At 63.5% G+C, this 21233-nt stretch carries 24 protein-coding genes; 15 read left to right on the top strand and 9 right to left on the bottom strand.

From position 1 onward, the window contains the following. Positions 1–26: 26 nt before the first annotated feature. Both I9018_RS28290 and I9018_RS28285 read right to left on the bottom strand, forming a co-directional pair. A complete protein-coding gene (locus I9018_RS28290; protein ID WP_068576320.1) occupies positions 27–1103 on the bottom strand; it encodes an endonuclease/exonuclease/phosphatase family protein in 1077 nt (358 codons plus the stop codon). 88 nt (positions 1104–1191) lie between these two features. Further along, the gene (locus I9018_RS28285; RefSeq protein WP_241108080.1) at positions 1192–1851 is read right to left on the bottom strand and encodes a YciC family protein; all 660 of its coding nucleotides are present in this window, start codon (positions 1849–1851) and stop codon (positions 1192–1194) included. A gap of 178 nt (positions 1852–2029) precedes the next feature. Here I9018_RS28285 and I9018_RS28280 point away from each other — a divergent pair, with 178 nt between their 5' ends. From I9018_RS28280 to I9018_RS28270, 3 genes are all read left to right on the top strand, one after another. Beyond that, the gene (locus I9018_RS28280; protein ID WP_241108079.1) at positions 2030–2806 is read left to right on the top strand and encodes a DUF2076 domain-containing protein; all 777 of its coding nucleotides are present in this window, start codon (positions 2030–2032) and stop codon (positions 2804–2806) included. 137 nt (positions 2807–2943) lie between these two features. After that, the gene (locus I9018_RS28275) at positions 2944–3423 is read left to right on the top strand and encodes an NYN domain-containing protein (RefSeq protein WP_068576326.1); all 480 of its coding nucleotides are present in this window, start codon (positions 2944–2946) and stop codon (positions 3421–3423) included. 28 nt (positions 3424–3451) lie between these two features. After that, a complete protein-coding gene (locus I9018_RS28270; RefSeq protein ID WP_241108078.1) occupies positions 3452–4057 on the top strand; it encodes a 3'-5' exonuclease in 606 nt (201 codons plus the stop codon). A gap of 79 nt (positions 4058–4136) precedes the next feature. On the opposite strand, the gene I9018_RS28265 is transcribed toward I9018_RS28270, so the two are convergent. Further along, positions 4137–4598 (bottom strand): Lrp/AsnC family transcriptional regulator, encoded by a 462-nt coding sequence (locus I9018_RS28265; RefSeq protein WP_241108077.1) that lies wholly within the window; start codon positions 4596–4598, stop codon positions 4137–4139. A gap of 162 nt (positions 4599–4760) precedes the next feature. Between I9018_RS28265 and yedA the strand changes: the two genes are divergently transcribed. Continuing rightward, positions 4761–5669, top strand: a complete 909-nt coding sequence (gene yedA, locus I9018_RS28260; protein ID WP_241108076.1) for a drug/metabolite exporter YedA — start codon at positions 4761–4763, stop codon at positions 5667–5669. Here yedA and I9018_RS28255 read toward each other — a convergent pair whose 3' ends face one another. Together I9018_RS28255 and I9018_RS28250 are read right to left on the bottom strand one after the other, a co-directional pair. Beyond that, the gene (locus I9018_RS28255) at positions 5670–6731 is read right to left on the bottom strand and encodes an alpha/beta fold hydrolase (RefSeq protein ID WP_241108075.1); all 1062 of its coding nucleotides are present in this window, start codon (positions 6729–6731) and stop codon (positions 5670–5672) included. A 62-nt stretch (positions 6732–6793) separates the two neighbouring features. Further along, the gene (locus I9018_RS28250; protein ID WP_068576337.1) at positions 6794–7252 is read right to left on the bottom strand and encodes a hypothetical protein; all 459 of its coding nucleotides are present in this window, start codon (positions 7250–7252) and stop codon (positions 6794–6796) included. A gap of 194 nt (positions 7253–7446) precedes the next feature. Between I9018_RS28250 and I9018_RS28245 the strand changes: the two genes are divergently transcribed. Then, entirely contained in the window at positions 7447–8781 is a 1335-nt protein-coding gene (locus I9018_RS28245) for a DEAD/DEAH box helicase (RefSeq protein WP_068576339.1), read from the top strand. Between the two features lie 55 nt (positions 8782–8836). Here I9018_RS28245 and I9018_RS28240 read toward each other — a convergent pair whose 3' ends face one another. Continuing rightward, entirely contained in the window at positions 8837–10084 is a 1248-nt protein-coding gene (locus I9018_RS28240; protein ID WP_241108074.1) for a TIGR03862 family flavoprotein, read from the bottom strand. 589 nt (positions 10085–10673) lie between these two features. Next, positions 10674–11594 (bottom strand): histone deacetylase, encoded by a 921-nt coding sequence (locus tag I9018_RS28235; protein WP_241108073.1) that lies wholly within the window; start codon positions 11592–11594, stop codon positions 10674–10676. A 75-nt stretch (positions 11595–11669) separates the two neighbouring features. Between I9018_RS28235 and I9018_RS28230 the strand changes: the two genes are divergently transcribed. The 3 genes from I9018_RS28230 to I9018_RS28220 all read left to right on the top strand — a co-directional run bounded on the left by I9018_RS28230 (position 11670) and on the right by I9018_RS28220 (position 13803). Continuing rightward, complete coding sequence (locus I9018_RS28230; RefSeq protein ID WP_124347321.1) at positions 11670–12239, top strand: GNAT family N-acetyltransferase; 570 nt, start codon at positions 11670–11672, stop codon at positions 12237–12239. A gap of 104 nt (positions 12240–12343) precedes the next feature. Further along, positions 12344–13213: an acyl-CoA thioesterase II gene (tesB, locus tag I9018_RS28225; RefSeq protein WP_068576347.1), complete on the top strand. Its 870-nt coding sequence runs from the start codon at positions 12344–12346 to the stop codon at positions 13211–13213. Further along, the gene (locus I9018_RS28220) at positions 13210–13803 is read left to right on the top strand and encodes an HAD family hydrolase (RefSeq protein WP_241108072.1); all 594 of its coding nucleotides are present in this window, start codon (positions 13210–13212) and stop codon (positions 13801–13803) included. Before tesB ends, I9018_RS28220 begins: the two co-directional genes overlap by 4 nt. A gap of 28 nt (positions 13804–13831) precedes the next feature. Here I9018_RS28220 and I9018_RS28215 read toward each other — a convergent pair whose 3' ends face one another. Further along, positions 13832–14803 (bottom strand): hypothetical protein, encoded by a 972-nt coding sequence (locus tag I9018_RS28215; RefSeq protein WP_068576353.1) that lies wholly within the window; start codon positions 14801–14803, stop codon positions 13832–13834. Continuing rightward, positions 14804–15700 (bottom strand): neutral zinc metallopeptidase, encoded by an 897-nt coding sequence (locus I9018_RS28210; protein ID WP_241108071.1) that lies wholly within the window; start codon positions 15698–15700, stop codon positions 14804–14806. Between the two features lie 140 nt (positions 15701–15840). Here I9018_RS28210 and pcaQ point away from each other — a divergent pair, with 140 nt between their 5' ends. The 7 genes from pcaQ (at position 15841) to I9018_RS28175 (ending at position 21131) form a co-directional block, all read left to right on the top strand. Beyond that, a complete protein-coding gene (pcaQ, locus tag I9018_RS28205; RefSeq protein WP_124347325.1) occupies positions 15841–16770 on the top strand; it encodes a pca operon transcription factor PcaQ in 930 nt (309 codons plus the stop codon). A 104-nt stretch (positions 16771–16874) separates the two neighbouring features. Further along, positions 16875–17591, top strand: coding sequence for a protocatechuate 3,4-dioxygenase subunit beta (gene pcaH / locus I9018_RS28200; protein ID WP_241108070.1), 717 nt, complete (start codon positions 16875–16877; stop codon positions 17589–17591). Between the two features lie 10 nt (positions 17592–17601). After that, entirely contained in the window at positions 17602–18207 is a 606-nt protein-coding gene (gene pcaG, locus I9018_RS28195) for a protocatechuate 3,4-dioxygenase subunit alpha (RefSeq protein ID WP_068576360.1), read from the top strand. 191 nt (positions 18208–18398) lie between these two features. Next, the gene (locus I9018_RS28190; RefSeq protein WP_124347328.1) at positions 18399–19076 is read left to right on the top strand and encodes a TetR/AcrR family transcriptional regulator; all 678 of its coding nucleotides are present in this window, start codon (positions 18399–18401) and stop codon (positions 19074–19076) included. A gap of 105 nt (positions 19077–19181) precedes the next feature. Continuing rightward, a complete protein-coding gene (locus I9018_RS28185; protein WP_068576362.1) occupies positions 19182–19406 on the top strand; it encodes a hypothetical protein in 225 nt (74 codons plus the stop codon). A gap of 126 nt (positions 19407–19532) precedes the next feature. Then, positions 19533–20054 (top strand): sigma-70 family RNA polymerase sigma factor, encoded by a 522-nt coding sequence (locus tag I9018_RS28180; RefSeq protein ID WP_068576415.1) that lies wholly within the window; start codon positions 19533–19535, stop codon positions 20052–20054. Between the two features lie 63 nt (positions 20055–20117). After that, positions 20118–21131, top strand: coding sequence for a FecR family protein (locus I9018_RS28175; RefSeq protein WP_241108069.1), 1014 nt, complete (start codon positions 20118–20120; stop codon positions 21129–21131). Positions 21132–21233: the final 102 nt, after the last annotated feature.

The following is a 21233-nucleotide window of genomic DNA, read 5'->3' as shown; positions in this document are numbered from 1 at the left end:
TCATCGCCAAGCCCCAGAGCGGCCATCTACTGGGCCGGCAACAGGAAGCGTGCGAGCACCGGCAGGTGGTCGGAGATGCGCAGGGTGTCGTCCTGGCGGACCCGGGACTCGACCCGTTTCAGGCGCGGGCTGTGGAACAGGTAGTCGACGGTACGATCCGGGCCGTCGAGAGTGGGATCGTTGGGGTAGTGGGTCAACCAGTGCGCGCGATCGATGCCACTGGCCTGGGGATTGCTGGGAATCATCGGGTATTTGTCCCACAGCAGGTGTAGCGGGCTGTCGGCGCTGTAGGGCGCGCGCTGGTTTTCATCCAGGCGCCGGTACTGGCCCAGGGGGAGCAGGTTGAAGTCGCCACCGATCAGCCACGGCGTGCCGCGGCCCTCCAGCTTGTCCAGTACCTTGGCAATGGCCGCGACCTGCCTTGGCTGGGTGTCGCCAGGGTGTTCGGCACGCTCCAGGTGCGTATTGAGCACGGCCATTTGCCCGCCGTCGCTCAGGGGGAGGTAGCTCAGCAGCATGGCATCCCTGGGTTGGAACTGGCGGCTGATGAAGTTGCTGGCCGGTAGCGGCAATTGCAGGCGCTCGGCGTGTTCGATCTGGTAGCGGCTGAGCGTTGCCAGCTTTCGGCCGACGCTGCCGAAGATGTGCGGGGAGGGGACGAAATCGGCCTTCCAGTCATAGGCCTGGGTGCTGCAGGGATAGAGGTCGGCGAGACGCTCCTGCAGGAGCTTGAGCTGGTCCTGGTAGGCACTGGCCTTGGCGTTGTCGTCCACTTCCTGGAGCAGGACCAGGTCCGGTTGTTCGTCGCGAATGACCCGGGCGACTTCATCCAGGCTGAAGGCCATGTCTTCCTGGGTCGGGCGCTCATCCTCGCCGTGGGCCTGGTCGTTCCAGAACACGTAGCGCTTGCCCGCCAGGTATTGCAGGTTCCAGGTCATCACCTTCAGCGCCTGCCCCGGTACCAGGGGCGCAGCCTTGGCGCTGCAGGATACCGCCAGGGTCTCCTTGGCCTCGGGACGCCAGGTCAGGCTGTAGATCAGGCTGGCCAGCACCAGGCTGATCAGCAGCAGGCTCAACAGGGTGATGCGCAATAGACGGGTCATCGGCTCGGCTTATGGCGTTGCAGGATGGGGTCCGAGCATAACCGAGTGCGCCGCCGTCCCCCAAGGGGTAGAGCGGCGCGCCGGGGCTTCAGTGTTTGTCCGGTTGCTGGCTGATCAGCATGAACAGGCGAAACAGCACCACGCTGGTGAATAGCTGGAGGAAGCTGTAGGCGCTGTCGAGCGTCAGCGATAGCAGCGGCGTCGGGTCTGGATAGGCGGCCTCGCTCATGCCCTTGAGCAACCAGAGCGGGGTCATCACGCACAGGATGCACACCAGGATGCGCAGGAAATGCCCGCGGCTCAGGCGAAAGCTCTCGGTGATGGCATTCAGCGGCGATGCCCCCTTGAGTACCAGCAGGTACTCGGCGAAGGCCAGGACCACCATCAACCACAGGCCCGGCAGGAAATACAGCGACAGCCCCAGCAGGATCAGCAGGGTGCTGACCGCCGTCAGCAGGGCGAAGCGTGGCCACAGGCTCAGGCTCATGGCCAGCAGGTCACGGATACGTGGCGATTCGCCACGGGTACGGGCATCGAGGAGCAGGATCAGCGCGCCGGTGTACAGCGGATACACCAGCAGGCCGACGATCACGCTGTATCCGGGAAAGGCATTCGGGCCCAGGATCTGTCCCACGCCTTGCTGCAACAAGGCCTCGAATATCACCAGGGGCAGGCACAACTGGGCAATGCGCCCCAGGTTGCGTCGAAAGAAATACAGGGAGTCACGCAGGACATCTAACGGATTCATCGATGGGGTCGCAGTGGCGAAGCGGTTGGACACTTTAACCGATCACGCCCCCTGCGGAGCAAACGTAAACCTTGCGTAAAGACCATTGAAAGTCTGCGCGCCAGCCCCATAACTGGTGCGTAACGCCGTCTCATCCGGCGGTAGAGCGGATTTTTACCGGCAATCTAAAGAGGTCGCCATGAATAACGAAGAGCAAACCCTGATCGATGGACTGTTTTCACGGTTGCAGCAAGCCGAAACGGATTCAGCCCCGCGTGATGCCCAGGCCGAGGCGCGGATCAAGGAGCATCTGACCCGCCAGCCTGCGGCCGGGTATTTCATGACCCAGGCGATCCTGGTGCAGGAGGCTGCCCTCAAGAGCCTCGATGAACAGAACAAGCAATTGACCCAGCAGGTACAGCAACTGCAGGCCGACTTGCAGCAGGCCAAGTCCCAGGCGGCTCCGGCTCCGGCCTCGAGTGGCGGGTTCTTGTCGAGCATCTTCGGTGGCTCCCGCGAAGCGCAACCTGCCCCGGCCCCGAGCTCGGCGCCATCTTCCGGTGGTGGCTGGCGTGAGCCGCCACGCCCGGGCTTTGGCACGCCACAGCAGAACTTCGGTGCCCCCCAGCAGGGGTTCGGCGCTGCGCCGCAACAGAACTACGCGCCGCAGCAGGCGCCAGCGGCTGGCAGCAGTTTCCTCGGGGGGGCGCTGAAAACCGCAGCGGGCGTCGCCGGCGGCGTGATGCTGGCCCAAGGTATCAGCAGCCTGTTCCACAGCAACCAGCAGCCTCAGGAAGTCGTCGAGGTCATCAAGGAAGAGCCGGCACCGGCCAGCGACAACAGCGGCTGGGGCAACGATGAGCAGCGTTATGCCAACAACGACTCCTGGGGTGGCAACGACCAGGGCGGCTTCAGCGACGCGGGCTACGACAACGACGACAGCTCGTTCTTCTCCGACGACGATTCCTTCGTCTGATCCATCATCGACCTGGGGCGCAGACCCGCCCCGGGCCGATAATTCGCGGAACAATCCCTGGCGCTGGCATACTGGGCCACTTTTGCGGCCCTGAGTGCCGATCGAGCTCCCACGCTGCTGTGCCATGAGGATTAGCGGTGAAAAAAATCGCTGTGTTCGCCGATGTCCAGAATCTCTACTACACCGTGCGCCAGGCTTATGGTTGCCACTTCAACTACGCCGCCCTGTGGGCGGATGTCAGCAAGCAGGGGCAGATCGTCCAGGCTTATGCCTATGCCATCGATCGTGGTGACAGCAAGCAGCAGCAGTTCCAGCAGATCCTGCGCAACCTGGGCTTCACGGTAAAACTCAAACCCTATATCCAGCGCAGCGACGGCTCGGCCAAGGGCGACTGGGACGTGGGCATCACCATCGACATCATGGACGCCGCTGCGCAGGTGGATGAAGTGGTGCTGGCTTCCGGTGATGGCGATTTCGACCTGTTGCTCGAGCGCATCATCCACAAGCACGGTGTCAGTGCGGTGGCCTATGGGGTGCCTGGATTGACGGCCAACTCGCTGATTCGTGCCGCCACGCGCTATGTGCCGATCGAAGGCACCTTGCTGCTCAAAAGCTGAAAACAGATTCATACGGAGCAAAACAGGTTTGGAACGCATTGCCGTCATCGACTTTGAAACCACCGGGATTTCCCCGAGCAGCAGTTGTCGGGCCACGGAGATCGCCGTGGTGATCCTCGAGCAGGGACGTATCGTCGAGCGTTACCAGAGCCTGATGAACGCGGGCGTACGGGTACCGGCCTTCATCGAGCAACTGACGGGCATCAGCAATGCCATGCTGCGTAGCGCACCACCGGCCGAGCAGGTGATGAACGAGGTCAACGAGTTCGTCGGCACCACGCCGCTGGTGGCGCACAACGCGGCCTTCGACCAGAAGTTCTGGGATTTCGAATTGGGGCGGATCCGGCGCACCCGGTTGCAGAACTTCGCCTGCTCCCTGCTGTTGGCCCGGCGCCTGATGCCCGCTGCGCCTAACCACAAGCTCGGCACCCTGACCACCTATGCCGGCCTGCCGCATACCGGCCAGGCTCACCGGGCCATGGCCGACGCCGAGATGGCGGCCAACCTGCTGGTGCACCTGGCGGGCGAACTGCGCGATACCCACGGCCTGCACCCGCTGTCCCACGATTTTTTGTGCAAGTTGCAGAAGGTTCCCGCGGCCAAGGTGCCCGAGCACTTGCGGCGCCATCGCTGACACGCCGCGGGCGCCATCGGACAGGGCCTGGGGAGTCTTCAAGCAAGGCCCCGTGGGTTTTCACGCAGCCGTTGGTGGATCAGCTGGACGGTTTACCGTTGCTGTCCAGGTGCCCCAGGGGCAGGCGTCGTTCGATGGCACTGGAGAGCACGATGGAGGTCTTGCTGAAGCCGAACTGGGCGACGCGGTTGATCAACTCTTCCAGCTCTGGCATCGAGCCCACGGCCGCCTGCATGATCACGCAGGGATCCCCCGTGACCCGATGGCATTCGGTGAGTTGTGGGATCTTGATCAGTTCTTCATAGCTTTTCTGGTTGCCGTGCTGGGCCAGGCGCAGCTCGATGACGCACTGGATCGGCAACCCCAGCTTGTTCATGTCGACCTTGGCCTGGTAGCCGGTGATCACGCCGCTGGCTTCAAGCTTGGCGACTCGCTCGGCCACGGCAGGTGCCGAGAGGTTGACCTTGCGCGCGAGCTCGGCATAACTCGCCCGGCCGTTTTCCAGCAGCTGGGCCAGGAGCATGCGGTCATACTTGTCCATGGAAGGCTCCAAAACAACCTGGCTTTCGAAAGCAAGGTATATAGGTAAAAACTCCACTTTATTGAAAGTGTACTGCTCTTAAAAACAGGTTTTGTAACTTAAGCTTGCCCCGTTCGACTTTCTACAATGGGCCTTCCCTGCCTGCCTCCTGAGTCGTACCCCATGCCTGGCCAAAGCCGCTTTCCTTTGCCGTTGATCGCCGCATTCTTTGCCCTCTACGTGATCTGGGGGTCGACCTACCTGGTGATCCGTATCGGTGTCGAATACTGGCCACCCTTGATGCTTGCCGGTATCCGCTTCGTGCTCGCCGGCAGCCTGATGTATGCCTTCCTGCGCTGGCGTGGGGTCCCGGCGCCCACCTGGGCACAATGGAAGGCCGCCGGGATCATCGGCATCCTGCTGCTGAGTTTCGGCAACGGTGCGGTGACGGTCGCCGAGCACCTGGGCGTGGCTTCCGGAGTCGCGGCCCTGGCGGTGGCCACGGTGCCGTTGTTCACCTTGCTCTGCGGTTACTTCTGGGGCACCCGCAACACCCGCCTGGAGTGGGCCGGCATCATCCTCGGGATGATCGGCATCGGCATGCTCAACCTGGGGTCCAACCTGCAATCGAGTCCCTTGGGCGCGGCCCTGCTGTTGTTCGCCGCAGCGGCCTGGGCCTTCGGTTCGGTCTGGAGCAAGCACTTGCCTCTGCCCCAGGGCGCCATGGCCAGCGCCGCGCAAATGCTCGTCGGTGGTGTGGTGCTGCTGCTGGGCAGCCTGCTGCGCGGCGAGCGCCTGGAAGCCATGCCGGCCCTGGAGGGCTGGCTGGCGCTGGCCTACCTGGCAGGCTTTGGTTCGATCATCGCCTTCAATGCCTATATGTACCTGCTCAAGCACGTACGCCCGGCGGCGGCCACCAGCTATGCCTACGTCAACCCCGCGGTGGCGGTGTTGCTGGGTATCGTCTTCGTCGGCGAGAGCATCGGCTTGGAAGAGGCGCTGGCGATGCTGGTGATCATCAGCGCCGTGGTGTTGATCGGCCTGCCGCAATGGCGCAAGCCTAAGGCTGTAGTCCAGAAAGAGGCTGCCTGATCAGCTTCCCGGTGCCTGGCTGGCCAGGTTGCGCTCGAGAAAACCGTCGATGACCTGGGCCGCTTGCTGGTGGATCGCTTCACGGCTGCGCTTGTCACCGTCCCGGCAGATGATTTCATCCTCGGGGTCATCCTCCCTGAGCAAGGCCGTGGCTCCTGGCTTGCAGAGTTGCATGAAGCTGAAATGGCTGGCATCGGCGATCACCAACAGGCTGGAGGTGGCCGGCGGCAGGTGGGCTTGCAGATAACCCGATTCCTGTTCCACCGGCATGCCGGCAATGTTCACCCCGGCGCCCAGGATCAAGGTCGGCGTTTGCACCGCTGCCAGGCTCTCTGGGGTAAATCCGCGGACCAGCCCCGGGTCCAGTGACACCACGGCCTTGATTCGCGGGTCTCGCAGATCGGCACTTAGCGGACCTTGGTTGTCCGTTGCGATGCCCAGTTCCGGAGCCAGCCCGCACAGGCGTGGGTTGGGATGCAGCCGGCACTGCTCGAGGAAGCGTTGCGGACTGTAGCGCCCGCCGGCCAGCGCGGTGACTGTCCAGCCACCCAGGGAATGGCCGATGGCGGCGATACGTTGTGGGTCGACCGTGCCCGCCAGGGACGGGTCTGCGCTCAGCGCATCTATGACCCGGCTTACATCGTGGGGACGCTCCCAGAGCTTCGCCGCTTCTGCCGGGCGTCGGTCGAAGGTCGTGGTGCCAGGGTGGTCAGGAGCTGCGACCACGTATCCCCGGCTGACCAGGCTCGGTACCAGCCAGCTGAGGTTGCGCCAGCTGCCCCGATAGCCGTGGGACAGGACCACCAATGGGTGGGCCGCGGCGGTAGGCGAGGCATCCTTGATGGCGGGCAGGCCCTGGAAGACCGGGTTCTCTGCGAATGTCAGCAGCGGAGCCGGTGTTTCGGTGGGGTACCAGAGGGCGACATGCAGGGGGCGTTGGCCGCTGGCATCCGCCACAGTGATTTCACGCAAAGCGGTGAGTTCGGCAGCACCGGCAAGGGGGAGGAACAGGGTCAGCGACAGGCCCGCGAGCATCCGTGCGGATAGGGCAATATTGCGCATTGGGATTCCATGGACAAAGAACGCCGGGCATTGCCCGGCGTAGTGGTTTCAGCGTGAGAGCATCACTCGAGGCCGATAAGCAGCGCTACTATCAAGAACACCGCCGCCAGGGCCAGGGCAAACAGCAGGCTGATTCCCGCCACGCGCCATAACGAAACGAAGGGCCCCCCGTTGGTCTTGTGTTCTATCACCTGGGGGCCGAACAGTTGGCGTGCGTAGGCGTTCATCCCATAGATCTGCGGCAGGATGAAGACCACGGCGGGAATGTTCTCTGGAAGGAAAAAACCTGCCAGGGTCATTGCCAGGAAGACGCCGATACCCATGCCCCAGACCTTCTTCACCTCGGCCTCGCGCCCCAGTGCCTTGAGGTTTTGGCTGATGAAATAGGCACCCGCCATGGAGGTGCCGATGAAGGTGCTCAGGCCGATGGCCGCGACACTGTAGAGGCGCAGGTTCTGATCGGCGGTCGGTGCGGTCCGCAGTTCGGCAGCGGGGGGCTGGAACGGATTTTCGTGGTCCATACGAGGTGAGACTCCTTGAGGGGGGAAGGCCGTGAAGATACCCGGTGCGGGGCGCACGGTGCATTCTTTTGGGCCAGCTGGGGGCGAGCATACACGCTCCCGGGCCGGCGGGCATGGTCCGTAAGTGGGGCTGTGAATTAGGGTAAACTGCCGCCCATTGCATTCCTGTGCTGACTTTTTCCTACGGTATCTCCATGACATTCGCCACTCTCGGCCTGATCGAACCCTTGCTGCGCGCCCTTGAACCCCTTGGCTACCAGACCCCGACCCCGGTGCAGGCCCAGGCGGTTCCGGCGGTGCTGGCCGGTCGCGACCTGATGGCCGCAGCCCAGACCGGCACCGGCAAGACCGCCGGTTTCGCCCTGCCGCTGTTGCAATTGCTGACCCTGGAAGGCCCGAAGGTCGACAGCAACTCGGTGCGGGCACTGATCCTGGTGCCGACCCGCGAGCTGGCCGAGCAGGTCCATGACAGCGTGCGCCAGTACGCCGAGCACCTGCCGCTGCGCACCTACGCGGTGTATGGCGGAGTCAGCATCAACCCGCAGATGATGAAGTTGCGCAAGGGTGTCGACCTGCTGGTGGCGACCCCTGGCCGCCTGCTGGACCTGTTCCGGCAGAACGCGGTGAAGTTCAGCCAGTTGCAGACACTGGTGCTGGATGAGGCCGATCGCATGCTCGACCTGGGGTTCTCCGAGGAGCTCAAGAGCATCTACGCCGCCCTGCCGAAAAAGCGCCAGACCTTGCTGTTTTCCGCAACCTTTTCCGATGCCATCCGCCTGTTGGCCGGGCAGATGCTCAACGACCCATTGAGCATCGAAGTCAGCCCGCGCAACGTCGCCGCCAGCACGGTCAAGCAATGGGTGGTGCCAGTGGACAAGAAGCGCAAGCCGGAGCTGTTCAGCCACCTGCTGCGCAAGAACCGCTGGAAGCAGGTGCTGGTGTTCGCCAAGACCCGCAACGGCGTGGATGCCCTGGTCGAGAAGCTCCAGGGCCAGGGCGTGAATGCCGACGGTATCCACGGCGACAAGCCCCAAGCCACGCGTCAGCGCGCCCTGGATCGGTTCAAGCTGGGCGAGGTCCAGATCCTGGTGGCCACTGACGTGGCGGCCCGCGGCCTGGACATCGAGGATCTGCCGCTGGTGGTCAACTTCGACCTGCCAATCGTGGCCGAGGACTATGTCCACCGCATCGGCCGCACCGGGCGTGCCGGTTCCACCGGCGAGGCGATTTCCCTGGTCTGCGCCGACGAGGTCAACCTGCTCTCGGCAATCGAAATGCTGACCCGCCAGACCCTCAAGCGCCATGAAGAGCAGGATTTCGAGCCCGAGCACCGGGTGCCCGAGACCGACGCCAGTGGCCAGGTGGTGAAGAAGCCGAAGAAACCGAAGAAGCCCAAGGCCGCCGGTGGCGCCGGCAAGCGCAACCTGGGACGTTGGGTCGATAGCGGGGAAGTGGCCGCAGAGCCTGCGGTGAAACCGGTGCGCAAGGTACCGGCCTTCAATACCGGGCCGCGCAAGCGCAAGCCATAAGCACCACGACACGTTGCGAGCGGCCGGTTCAACCTGGCCGCTCCTGGTATCCGGCCTAGGACTGGCGGCGTTCGGCGAGCCATTGGAGGATGCCGCGTCCGGCCCGGCGTCCGCTGGCGAAGCAGGCGGTGAGCAAGTAGCCACCGGTGGGCGCTTCCCAGTCGAGCATCTCTCCGGCACAGAACAGCCCCGGTCGCTGCTGGATCATCAGCCGCTCATCCAATGCCTCGAAGCACACGCCACCGGCGCTGCTGATGGCTTCGTCCAGTGGACGGGCCTTCACCAGCACCAGCGGCAGGGACTTGATCGCGGCGGCCAGGCGGGCCGGGTCGTCGAAGGCCTCGACGGGCGCCAGCTCTCGCAGCAGGGCAGCCTTTACGCCCTCGATGCCCAGTTGGCCCTGCAAGTGCTTGGCCATGGAGCGTGACCCGCGTGGCTTGGCCAGCGCCGCCTGGACCTTGTCCCGGGGCTTGCCGGGCAACAGGTCGATATGGATCGTGCCCTGGCCGTGCTGGTTGATCGCTTCGCGGATCGATGCCGAGAGGGCGTAGACCAGGCTGCCCTCGATGCCACTGGCGGTGATCACGCATTCCCCCAGCCGTGGTACGTCGTCGTCCAGGCCGATGGCTACGTTCTTCAATGGCGCACCGGCGAACTTGCTGCGCAGCAACTCGCTCCAGGCACTGACCTCGAAACCGCAATTGCTCGGCTGCAGGGGCGCTACCCGGACCCCGTGTTGTTCCAGTAGCGGCAACCAGGCGCCATCTGACCCCAGGCGTGCCCAACTGCCACCGCCCAGCGCCAGCAAGGTCGCGTCGGCCTGGACCGTACTTTCACCCGCCGGGTGCTGGATGCGCAGGCTGCCATCGGCATTCCAGCCCAGCCAGCGATGACGGGTGTGGATAACCACTCCAGCATCGCGCAGGCGCTTGAGCCAGGCACGCAGCAGTGGGGCGGCTTTCATATCCGTGGGGAAGACCCGGCCGGAGCTGCCGACAAAGGTGTCGATACCCAACCCGTGAATCCATTGGCACAGCGCCTCGGCGCCGAACTCGCGCAGCAGCGGGGCGATTTGCGGTGCCCGTTCCGCGTAGCGGGAGAGGAAGGCCGGATAGGCCTCGGAGTGGGTGATGTTCATGCCACCGACCCCGGCCAGGAGGAATTTTCGCCCCACTGATGGCATGCCATCGTACAGATCGACCCGCACGCCTGCCTGACTCAGGACCTCGGCGGCCATCAGGCCGGCAGGGCCACCGCCGATAATCGCGACGTGGTGGGGCGTGGGGGAGGTCGATGAGGTCATGGCAAGGATGGGCTGGAGGAATAGGCCGGGCATTCTACCCGAGGCGCGAGTGCCTTGCTGACCCGATGATGCCTGGTCAAAAACTGAGCATGGGGCTGCGGGCCTTATAAACCGTGGGCTGGATAGACTTTCGCGCAGGTTGTCCACAGGCGGCTCCACAGCGATTGGGGGTAAGCGACCCATGGGAAAATGACGCCATGATGAACCTGGTCAAAAAATGTCCGATTGTCTGGAGGCCTTTGACTGCAAGGGCTTCAGAGACTTTCACGCAGGTTGTCCACAGGCGGTTCCACAGCGATTGGGGGTAAACACCGGATCGCCGGCTGAGCGCTGGCGAATGCTGCTCAAAAAACAGGCATCGCGCTGTAGCCCTTTAAAATAAAGGGCTGTAGAGAGTTTCGCGCAGGTTATCCACAAGCCATTCCACAGCTATTGGGGGTAAGCGATCCACAGCAACATGACACCCCGATGTCACTGGTCAAAAAACAGACGATAGGCCGTAGCCCTCGTGGCACAAGGGCTGCAGAGGCTTTCTCCCAGGTTATCCACAAGCGGTTCCACAGTGGATGTGGGTAATCAGGCCAGGGGCTCAGTAGCAGCCGGACGACTCCCAGACTCGCTGGGCGCTGTGATGCAGGATGCCATGGCGCCGGGCCAGGGCCTGGCGGTCCTTGCTGTAGCCGCCACCGATCACGCCCATCACCGGAATGTCGCGACCCAGGCAATGGCGCATGACTCGCTCATCGCGCTCGGCGACGCCAGCATCGGTGAGCTTGAGGTAGCCCAGGGCATCGTCCTGATGCACGTCGACCCCGGCGTCATACAGCACCAGGTCGGGTTGGTAGAGCGGCAGCAGGTAGTTCAGGGCATCGTCCACCACCTCCAGGTACTCGGCATCGCCCATGCCCATGGCCAGGGGAATGTCCCAGTCGCTTTGGGCCTTGCGTACGGGGAAGTTTTTTTCGCAGTGCAGCGAGACCGTTACTGCATCGGTGGTATGCCGCAGGATCCGCGCGGTGCCGTCGCCCTGGTGGACGTCGCAGTCGAAAATCAGCACTCGGCCCACGCGTCCACTTTCCAGCAGGTAATGGCTGATCACCGCCAGGTCATTGAAGATGCAGAACCCTGCTGGATAGTCGTAGTGGGCGTGGTGGGTGCCGCCCGCCAGGTGGCAGGCCAGGCCATGTTCCAGCGCCTGCTCGGCAGCCAGCAGCGACCCGCCGACAGCGCGCACGGTGCGTCGGGCCAGGGCTTCGCTCCACGGCAGCCCCAGGCGGCGCTGGTCTTCCCGGGACAACTCGCCATTCATATAGCGTTCGATGTAGCCGCGGTCGTGGGCCAGGGCCAGCACCTCGGCCGGGCACAACTGCGGCCGTAGCAGATCGGCGTCGCGAGCCAGGCCGCTGTCCACCAGGTGGTCGCGCAGCAGACGGAACTTGTCCATGGGAAAGCGATGTTCTGGGGGAAATTCCGGGCTGTAGTCGTCGTGGTAGATCAGCGGCAGTGTCATGGCATTTTCTTAGAGGAACCCGTGAAGGATCCTACCAGCGATGTAGACTTGCACCCATGAAAACGGAGGGCACCGATGGAGCCGATACTGCAACTGGAAAGCGCGCGCCTGTTGCTGCGCCAATGGCGTGACGATGACTTGCAGGCTTTTGCGGCGATGTGTGCCGATCCCCAGGTCATGCGTTATTTTCCGGCGCCCTTGAGCCGCCTGGAAAGTGCCGCCCTGATCGGCCGCATACGTGGGCATTTTGCCGAGCATGGTTTTGGCACCTGGGCCCTGGAGCGCAAGGACAACGGCGCCTTCATCGGTTTTACCGGCCTGGGCGTGGTGGGTTTCGACGCGCCTTTCACTCCGGCGGTGGAGATCGGCTGGCGCCTGGCCCGTGAGCATTGGGGGCTGGGTTATGCCAGTGAGGCGGCCTGGACAGCCTTACGCTGCGCTTTCGAGCACCTGGCCCTGGACGAGGTGGTAGCCTTCACCACCCGGACCAACCTGCCGTCGCAGAAAGTGATGCAGGCCATCGGCATGCAGCACGCCGTCCAGGGGGATTTCGAACATCCCAAGCTCGCCGCCGATCACCCATTGCGCGAGCATGTGCTGTACCGCATCACCCGTGAACAATGGTTGGAAACCTTGCATGGATAGCAATCGTGCACGTTTAGAATGTGCCGATGAGGTTGCTTGCCCCCGATTGATTTGACCGCCGCAGCCGAGATTGCGCGGTTTTGCTCTGTGTGAGGAGAGTCTGAATGAGTCATGTGCTGGATGATCTGGTCGATCTTTTGACCCTGGAACCGATCGAGGAAAACCTGTTTCGCGGTCGTAGCCAGGACCTGGGTTTTCGCCAGCTGTTCGGTGGCCAGGTACTTGGCCAATCCTTGTCCGCCGCCAGCCAGACGGTAGAGGAGGCGCGCCACGTACATTCCATGCACGGCTACTTCCTGCGTCCGGGAGATGCTGCTCTGCCGGTGGTCTACCAGGTAGACCGGGTCCGCGATGGCGGCAGCTTCAGCACCCGGCGGGTGACGGCGATCCAGAAGGGCCATCCGATCTTCACCTGCAGCGCTTCGTTCCAGTACGACGAGCAGGGCTTCGAGCACCAGAGCAGCATGCCCCAGGTGGTCGGCCCGGAAAACCTGCCCTCGGAGCTGGAGATCGCCACCCAGCGCGCGCACCTGATTCCCGAGCACATGCGTGAAAAGCTGCTGTGCCCCAAGCCCATCGAAGTGCGCCCGGTGACCGAGAGGGACCCCTACAACCCACAGCCGATGGACCCGGTGAAGTACGTCTGGTTCCGCGCCGACGGCACCCTGGCCGACAACCCGGCGTTGCATAAATACCTGCTGGCCTATGCCTCGGACTTCGGCCTGCTGGTCACTTCGTTGCTGCCCCATGGCAAGTCGGTCTGGCAGAAGGACATGCAGGTGGCCAGCCTCGATCACGCCCTGTGGTTCCATGCCGACCTGCGGGCCGACGATTGGCTGCTGTACGCCATGGATAGCCCGTGGGCTGGCAACTCCCGGGGCTTTTCGCGCGGCAGCGTGTTCAACCGCGCCGGCCAGTTGGTCGCCTCGGTGACCCAGGAAGGGTTGATCCGGCATCGCAAGGACTGGGCATGAGCCTTTCGGATATCGAGCATTGGGTGTTCGACATGGACGGCACCCTGACCATTGCCGTGCATGACTTCGCGGCGATCCGCCAGGCGTTGTCGATCCCGGCAGACGCGGACATCCTCACGCATCTGGCAGCCCTGCCAGCGGATGAGTCCGCAGCCAAGCATGCCTGGCTGCTGGAGCATGAGCGGGAACTGGCCCTGGGCTCGCGTCCGGCGCCGGGCGCGGTGGAGCTGGTGCGGGACCTGGCCGGGCGTGGTTATCGCCTGGGCATTCTCACCCGCAATGCCCGGGAGCTGGCCCATGTGACGTTGCAGGCCATCGGCCTGGCCGACTGCTTTGCCGAGGCCGATGTGCTGGGTCGCGACGAAGCTGCGCCCAAACCCCATCCCGGTGGCTTGCTCAAGCTCGCCCAGGCCTGGAACGTGGCTCCGCAGTGCATGGTGATGGTCGGCGACTATCGTTTCGACCTGGACTGTGGGCGCGCAGCCGGTACCCGCACAGTGCTGGTGAACCTGCCGGACAACCCCTGGCCGGAACTGACCGACTGGCATGCACGCGATTGCGCGCACTTGCATCGCCTGCTCCAGCCCTGAACGCCTGGTGCCGCAGGCGGTAGCCGTTCTACCTGAACAGCGCCGCCTGGCCTTCGGCAGAGGTGAACATCTTGTCCCCGTCATGCCCGACCCCGGGCACTTCTACCAGGCGCTGGTGCAAGCCCTGGGGATGGCGCTTGCGCAGGTAGTCGAAGTAATTGTGCCCGCGCACCAGTCGATAGGCTCCCTGGGCCTGGGCGGCGCAACTCTTGTCCAGGGCCGGGTGCTGGGGATCGGTGTCCTGTTGCCCCAACAGATAGGTAATGTCGCGCCTGGCATAGCTGCGTTCCAACTGTTGCGATGATGGTCGGGCGGCGTAGGCGGGGCGCTGCTCCAGGCCATATTTCCAGCGATTGAAGCCCGGGCAGGTGGCGGGGTCGAAGGCAACCGGGCGCCAGGCATCGAAGTAGGCATAGGACGAAGGGTTGGCGATCACGAAGCGCAGTCCGACCCCTGCCTGTTGCAGTTCGGCATGTTTGCCTGAGGTCAGGGCATAGCGCTGTACGACTTGGGCACCGCCGGAATGACCGGCAACCACGATTTCCTTGAGTGCGGGAAAGCGCTGGCGCTCGCCCAGGCGCAGGAGGATGGCGTCCAGCGCGGCATAGGAGCTCAAGGCATGGGGACCGACGGCAGGTTCGCCCGCCATCCAGGCGTTGCCTTGCCAGCGCAGCAGGCTGTCGGGAAGGTGATGGCGGGCAATGTCATCCTGATTGAGGAACTGCGGCGCGATCACCAGCGTCGTGGTGTCTTTGCCGGCCTGCCTGGCGGCGGTCTCGCCACTGTGCAGATACGTCTGGGCGTTGCGCAGCCGGCCATGGACGATGATCAGCACCCGCTGCACTTGCGGCAGTGGCTGGCGCCAGTCCTGGCTCAGGCCCAGGGCCAGCTCACCGGCTGGCAGTTCCAGTCGTCCGGGGCTGATGACCTTGACCCCATGCTCGCCGGCCTGGGCGCCGAGGCTACCCAGGCACAGCAGTGCAGCGAGCAGGCGGCGCATCTACAGGCTCTTGGCGGCGAAGGTGTCGCACTGGCCGACCTGGCCCTGGCTGAAGCCAGTCTTGAACCAGCGCACTCGCTGGGCCGAGGTGCCGTGGGTGAAGGAATCCGGTACCACGCGGCCCTGGCCCTGCTGCTGCAGGCGGTCGTCGCCGATGGCGTTGGCGGCGTTCAGGGCTTCCTCCACGTCGCCGGGTTCCAGCCAGTTCAGGCGTTTCTGGGCGTGGTAGGCCCAGACCCCGGCCAGGCAGTCGGCCTGCAGTTCCTGGCGTACCAGCAGGCCGCCATCACCTTCCATCTGCCGACCCTGCTGGCGGGCCGCCTGCATCTTGGCCGAGACCCCGAGCAGCGTCTGTACGTGGTGGCCCACCTCATGGGCGATCACGTAGGCCTGGGCAAAGTCGCCCGCGGCGGAAAAACGCTGGGCCATCTCCCGGAAGAAGTCCATGTCCAGGTACACCTGGCGATCGGCAGGGCAGTAGAAGGGGCCGCTGGCGGAGGTCGCGGCGCCGCAGGCGGAGTTGACCCGGCCCCGGAACAGGATCAGCTTGGGCGCCTGGTACTGGCGGCCGGCCTGCTGGAAGATCTGGCCCCAGGTGTCTTCGGTGTCGCCGAGGATCGCACGGACGAACTCCGCCTGTTCGTCGTTGGCCGGTGGCGCCTTGCGTTGCTGGGTGGTGGCCGGCGCCGAGACCTGGCCACCGCCCTGGCTGAGCAGTTGCCCGAGGATCTGCATGGGGTCCTGGCCGGTGGCCCAGCCGATGCCGACGATCAGCACGATCGCCGTCAGGCTCAATCCCTTGCCACCACCGAAGCGCAAGCCACCGCCTCCACCGCCGCTGCTGTCATCTCGTACATCCACGACGTTGTCGCTGCGCCGGCCTTTTTTCCAAAGCATGGGGGAGTCCTCGTTCTTTCTGCTGGTCAGTGTTGCTGGTGGCTCGAGCCGGCGCCAGTCCGGTCGTCAGGGATTTTTGCCCACGCTACCATGGCCTGGTGCCGGACCGATTCGTTCCAGACACCATTTGGGGCTCCCTATTGAACATCGATACCCGCATCAAATTCCGTCACCTGGTGGGTTTTCTTGAAATGGCTCGCCAGGGCAGCCTGGCTCGGGCCGCCGATGTGCTGGCGGTGAGCCAGCCCGCGATGTCCAAGACCCTCAAGGAGTTGGAGGTGCTGCTGGACACCCAACTGTTTGTCCGCAGCAAGGCCGGGCTCAGCCTGACTGACGCCGGGAGGGCCTTCCTGCGGTACGCCGGGCCTTCGGTGCAGGCCTTGCGCGAAGGGGTGAGCAGCTTGCGCGGTGGCGAGCACGCAGCAAAGGTAGTGCGCATCGGGGTGCTGTCCACCGTGGAAAGCCTGCTGTTGCCTGAGGTGCTGCGCCGCCTGCACCAGCGGCATGCTGCATTGACGATCAGCGTAGTGACGGGCCCCAGCGCCTATCTGCTTTCGCAGTTGCGGGTCGGCGACCTGGACCTGGTGGTGGGGCGCATGACCGAGAGCCCGGAGATCCAGGGCCTGAGCTTCGAGCACCTATACAGTGAATCCATGACCCTGGTGGCCCGGCCCGGGCACCCCCTGGCGGCGAAGGCTCTGGATCGGGCCACGGTCAGCGCCTATCCCCTGGTCCTGCCGCTGGCTGGCACCAGCATCCGCAAGCACGCCGACAGCCTGTTCGTGCAGTGCGGCATCCGCCAGGCACAACAGCGCCTGGAGACTTTGTCGCTGGCCTTGAGCCGGCGCTACACCCTGTCCAGTGATGCCCTGTGGATCGCGCCGCTGGATGCCGTGCGCCTGGACCTGGCCAGCGGTGACTTGCTGGAACTGGACCTGGGACTGCGCGAACCCGGTGGCTCGGTGGGGATATCCAGCAATGCCAGCCTGGCCTTGCCCCTGGCGGCGCAATGGACGGTGGAGGTGCTGCGGGAAGTGGGGCAGGCCTATCGCGAGGGGCATTATCCTTAACCATATGGTTATGGATGTGGGGTGGTTTTTCAGTTTTCCATCCTCCTGGCCTGTTTGAAACTTCGTGGGCTGCGCTCCACACATTCAAACAACAGGAGACCGACATGTCCGAGGACAGCCGTCGCTTCGTGATTCGCGACCGTAACTGGCACCCCAAGGCCTTGACGCCCGACTACAAGACCTCGGTTGCCCGTTCGCCACGCCAGGCGCTGGTGAGCATTCCCCAATCGCTGAGTGAAACCACGGGGCCGGATTTCTCTCACCTGCGTATCGCTCGCCTGGACAACGACTTGCTGCGCAACTTCGACAACGGCGGCTTGCCGGTGGGGGAGCGGATCATCGTCGCCGGGCGGGTCTGCGACCAATACGGCCAGCCGGTGCCCCATACCCTGGTGGAAATGTGGCAGGCCAATGCCGGAGGCCGCTATCGGCACAAGAACGACCGCTACCTGGCGCCCCTGGACCCGAACTTCGGTGGCGTTGGGCGTACGCTCACCGACCGAGACGGCTACTACAGCTTTCGCACCATCAAGCCCGGCCCCTATCCATGGCGCAATGGTCCCAACGACTGGCGCCCGGCGCACATCCACTTTTCCATCAGCGGGCCGTCAATCGCCACGCGGCTGGTTACCCAACTGTATTTCGAGGGGGACCCGTTGATCCCGCTCTGCCCCATCGTCAAGTCCATCGCCGATCCGGCGGCTGTGCAGAGCCTGATCGCGCGCCTGGACATGGGCGCTGCCAACCCCATGGATTGCCTGGCCTATCGCTTCGACATCGTGTTGCGCGGCCAGCGCCGGACCCATTTCGAGAACTGCTGAGGAGCCTGCCATGCCTGTTCAACTGCTGCCTGAAACCCCTTCGCAAACCGCCGGTCCCTATGTGCATATCGGCCTGGCCCTGGCGGCTGCGGGCAATCCCGTACGGCCCGAGGAAATCAGCGAGCGGATGGCTCGGCCCGACGCCCCCGGTGAACACATCCTGCTGTTTGGTCGTGTCTACGATGGCAACGGGCACCTGGTACGCGATGCGTTCCTGGAGTTCTGGCAGGCCAACCACGAAGGCTTCTACGATTCGCTGGTGGATACGGAAAAACCCTTCAATTGCTTCGGTCGCTCTGCCACTGCCTTGGATACCGGGGAGTGGGCCGTGCACACGATCAAGCCTGGGGTGGTGAACAATGCCGCCGGCCTGCCCATGGCACCGCACATCAACCTGGCGCTGTTCGCCCGGGGGATCAATATCCATTTGCAGACCCGGCTGTACTTCGCCGATGAAGCGCAGGCCAACAGCCTGTGTCCGGTGCTGGGCCTGATCGAGCAGCCACAACGCCGGGAGACCCTGCTGGCCCAGCCCTGTGAGGTGGAGGGGGGGCGAGCCTATCGATTCGATATCCGTATCCAGGGCGAAGGCGAGACGGTGTTCTTCGATTTCTAGGCTGGCCTGATTGGCTGTTACCGCCACGGCCACGAGCCGCTCCCGGCGATCGATGAGAGCCCTTGGCAAGCCAGGTGCCCCAAGTTGTAGAAGATCTGTAACCGAGGGCACTAACGGCCTCCTCTGTGCTTTCTTCGCGACAGGCAGCGGCCCATAATCGGCCGCTTGTGAGTGACGGCCGTGAACCTAGAATGACAATAACCAATGAATGCTCAATCGCCCCTGGCGAACCTGTTTTCGAGCCACGCAAGAGTCGCAAGAACAACCCGGAAAAAACCCGCGAGAACATCCTGCAAGAGGCCATCGTCGAGTTCGTGCAGCAGGGATTGTCCGGAGCACGAGTAGACGCTATCGCCGAGCGTACCCACACCTCCAAACGCATGATCTATTACTACTTCGGCAGCAAGGAACAGCTGTATGTCGAGGTCCTGGAAAAAATCTACGGCGACATCCGCCACATCGAGAGTCGCTTGAACCTGGCAGAACTGGGCCCTCGGGAAGCTATTCGCCGCCTGGTGGAATTCACCTTCGATCATCTCGATCTCCACGGCGATTTCGTGCGGATCGTCAGCATCGAGAATATCCACAACGCCGAGTACGTGAAGCAGTCCGGCGTGATCAGGGCGATGAAAGACAACGTCCTCCACACCCTGGACGAGATCCTCGAGCGCGGTGTGAAACAGGGGCTGTTCCGCCCTGGCCTGGACTCCCTGGATGTCCACCTGTTGATCAGTTCGTTCTGTTTTTATCGGGTTTCGAATCGCCACACCTTTGGCGAGATCTTCCAGGTCGATCTGCCCGATGAAACCGTCAAGCAACGGCATCGGGAAATGATCTGCGAATCGGTGCTGCGCTACCTGCAAGCCTGACTCGGCAGCAGGGACTGGCAGGCCGATGGCAAGCCCCTTAAGATCGCCATCGCGAGCCGAATCCAACCGGCTCCTGCGACATTCTCCCTCGACAAGGAAGGCACCATGGGCAACCCCGTCCCAACGCTGAAAATCATCCTGATCCTGATGATCGTGGTCGACTCATTCTGGTTTGGCGAACGCCTGCTGTCCCTTGCCGGCGTGAGTCTGTTCGATTGGTTGCCGACCCAGGTGATCAACGTGATAGGCATTTTCGGCAGCCTGCTGATGATCCTCTTCAACGTATTGCTGATCGGCCTGCTGTCGCGTTTGCAACTCAAGGGCGAATGAGCCGGTAGCCGCTGTCGTCGCTCGTACCCTGGGTGCAGGGCGGCGACAACGCTCTTGTTAATTGAAAATCATTCTCGACTAGCCGTAAGATGCCCGGAAATTTCCTTCATGTTCCAGGGAGTCGGTTTGTCGGACGTGGATCTCAAGGGACTGTTCCTCAAGCATGCCGCCACCTTGCGTGGTTATCTGGCGCGTCGAGTACGGGACCCTCAGTTGGCGGCTGACCTGGTGCAGGAGAGCTTCCTGCGGCTGGCTGAGCAGACGCGTGGCGAACCCATCGACAACTCCCAGGGGTATCTCTACCGCACGGCGAACAATCTTCTGATCGACCATGTCCGGCAGGAGGCGCGGCGCAAGACCGAAACCGTACCTCATGAAATGCTGGCCGAGATCGAAGATGAAAGCCTCGGGCTGGAGGCTCAGGCGATGGCGCAGCAGCAGCGCAAGGCATTGAAACAGGCAGTGGCCGAATTGCCCGAACGCACTCGGGAAATCTTTCGCCTGAACCGCATGGAAGGCATGACCCACGCCGAGGTGGCCCGGCACCTGGATATTTCCGACAGCTCGGTGCAAAAGCACCTGTCCAAGGCCTTGGCCTATGTGATGCAGCGCCTGCAGGCCAATGACGAGCGGCCAGCCGACGAGTGAATTACCGTAAATCCCGGGGTCAGACGTCACTGCTTATACATAACGAGAAATCGAGATTCACACGTGAATAGCCAGGGTTCGCAAGAGCACAGTATTACCGAGGCCGCCGCCGACTGGGCCGTGCGTTTGCAGGCACGCGAGCTCAGCGCTGCCGAGCAGGTCGAGCTTGCCCGCTGGCAGGCCGCCGACCCTCGCCATCCCGAAGCCCTGGCGTTCGCCCAGCGCACGTGGGACGCCCTTGGAGCGTTGCACCTGGAGCCTGCGCCGACGGGCACCGCGCCATTGCTGCACCGGGCCAGGCAAGCGAAAGGCGCTGCACGGCGACCGCCGCGTCGTCGCAGAATCCTGAGGGCCGCCAGTGCCGCGATGCTGGTCATGGCGTTGGCCCTGGGCTGGCTACAAGGTCCCCAGGCCTTGCTGTACCTCGAGGCTGACTACCTGACTGGCAAAGGTGAGGTGCGTACGGTGCGATTGGCCGACGGCAGCCAGGTAGAACTGGACTCCACCAGTGCCATTCGGGTTGATTTCAGCACCAGCCAACGGCAAGTCGATCTGCTGGCAGGGTCTGCGATATTCGATGTCGCACCGATGGCTGGTGACGAGACACGTCCCTTTGTGGTGCGCAGTTCAGGTGGTCAGGCCCGGGCCCTGGGCACCCGCTTTGTGGTCGGTCGGGAAGGCCCGGGGCAGGCCTGGGTCGGCGTCTTGCAGCACAGTGTCGCGGTGAGCCTGGATGATCCCGCGCGGCAAGGGGCCCGCGAGCAGGTGCTGCAGGAGGGGCAGAGTGCTCGCTACGATTCGAACTCGGGAGTGGTGGCCCTGGACGGACTCGACCTGCAACGGGCTACCAGTTGGCGTCGTGGGGTCCTGGTATTCGACCGACAGCCCCTGGCGGTGGTGATCGAGCGCCTCAACCACTATCGTCCCGGGCGGGTGGTACTGGCCAACGATGCCCTGGCCCAGCGTCAGGTCAGCGGGGTATTCCACCTGGACATGTTGGATGCGGCCCTGACCAGCCTGACCCAGGAGCTGAAAATGCAGCGTTTGGATCTGCCTGGCGTCAGCCTGATTTACTAGGGCTGGCGGAGCTTTCCTGACATTTCTGAAATTTTTTGGAAAAAACCTTACTGAGTTTTCCTGCGTGGCACGTCTAGCTAACTGAGATGCATTCGCATCAAT

Source organism: Pseudomonas sp. MPFS (genome assembly GCF_022537035.1).
Taxonomy (GTDB): Bacteria; Pseudomonadota; Gammaproteobacteria; order Pseudomonadales; family Pseudomonadaceae; genus Aquipseudomonas; species Aquipseudomonas sessilinigenes.
Note: the sequence above shows the minus strand (reverse complement) of the source record. Positions and strands in the feature narration are given on the sequence as shown.

Bases quoted from the DNA above. Each gene is read 5' to 3' on its own strand.
- I9018_RS28290 (WP_068576320.1), bottom strand. From the start codon at position 1,103: ATGACCCGTCTATTGCGCATCACCCTGTTGAGCCTGCTGCTGATCAGC.
- I9018_RS28230 (WP_124347321.1), top strand. From the start codon at position 11,670: ATGGAGCCGATACTGCAACTGGAAAGCGCGCGCCTGTTGCTGCGCCAA.
- I9018_RS28235 (WP_241108073.1), bottom strand. From the start codon at position 11,594: ATGACACTGCCGCTGATCTACCACGACGACTACAGCCCGGAATTTCCC.
- I9018_RS28255 (WP_241108075.1), bottom strand. From the start codon at position 6,731: ATGCGCAATATTGCCCTATCCGCACGGATGCTCGCGGGCCTGTCGCTG.
- I9018_RS28285 (WP_241108080.1), bottom strand. From the start codon at position 1,851: ATGAATCCGTTAGATGTCCTGCGTGACTCCCTGTATTTCTTTCGACGC.
- I9018_RS28210 (WP_241108071.1), bottom strand. From the start codon at position 15,700: ATGCTTTGGAAAAAAGGCCGGCGCAGCGACAACGTCGTGGATGTACGA.
- pcaG (WP_068576360.1), top strand. From the start codon at position 17,602: ATGCCTGTTCAACTGCTGCCTGAAACCCCTTCGCAAACCGCCGGTCCC.
- I9018_RS28240 (WP_241108074.1), bottom strand. From the start codon at position 10,084: ATGACCTCATCGACCTCCCCCACGCCCCACCACGTCGCGATTATCGGC.
- tesB (WP_068576347.1), top strand. From the start codon at position 12,344: ATGAGTCATGTGCTGGATGATCTGGTCGATCTTTTGACCCTGGAACCG.
- I9018_RS28185 (WP_068576362.1), top strand. From the start codon at position 19,182: ATGGGCAACCCCGTCCCAACGCTGAAAATCATCCTGATCCTGATGATC.
- yedA (WP_241108076.1), top strand. From the start codon at position 4,761: ATGCCTGGCCAAAGCCGCTTTCCTTTGCCGTTGATCGCCGCATTCTTT.
- I9018_RS28265 (WP_241108077.1), bottom strand. From the start codon at position 4,598: ATGGACAAGTATGACCGCATGCTCCTGGCCCAGCTGCTGGAAAACGGC.
- I9018_RS28190 (WP_124347328.1), top strand. From the start codon at position 18,399: ATGACAATAACCAATGAATGCTCAATCGCCCCTGGCGAACCTGTTTTC.
- I9018_RS28250 (WP_068576337.1), bottom strand. From the start codon at position 7,252: ATGGACCACGAAAATCCGTTCCAGCCCCCCGCTGCCGAACTGCGGACC.
- I9018_RS28215 (WP_068576353.1), bottom strand. From the start codon at position 14,803: ATGCGCCGCCTGCTCGCTGCACTGCTGTGCCTGGGTAGCCTCGGCGCC.
- I9018_RS28280 (WP_241108079.1), top strand. From the start codon at position 2,030: ATGAATAACGAAGAGCAAACCCTGATCGATGGACTGTTTTCACGGTTG.
- I9018_RS28220 (WP_241108072.1), top strand. From the start codon at position 13,210: ATGAGCCTTTCGGATATCGAGCATTGGGTGTTCGACATGGACGGCACC.
- I9018_RS28245 (WP_068576339.1), top strand. From the start codon at position 7,447: ATGACATTCGCCACTCTCGGCCTGATCGAACCCTTGCTGCGCGCCCTT.
- pcaH (WP_241108070.1), top strand. From the start codon at position 16,875: ATGTCCGAGGACAGCCGTCGCTTCGTGATTCGCGACCGTAACTGGCAC.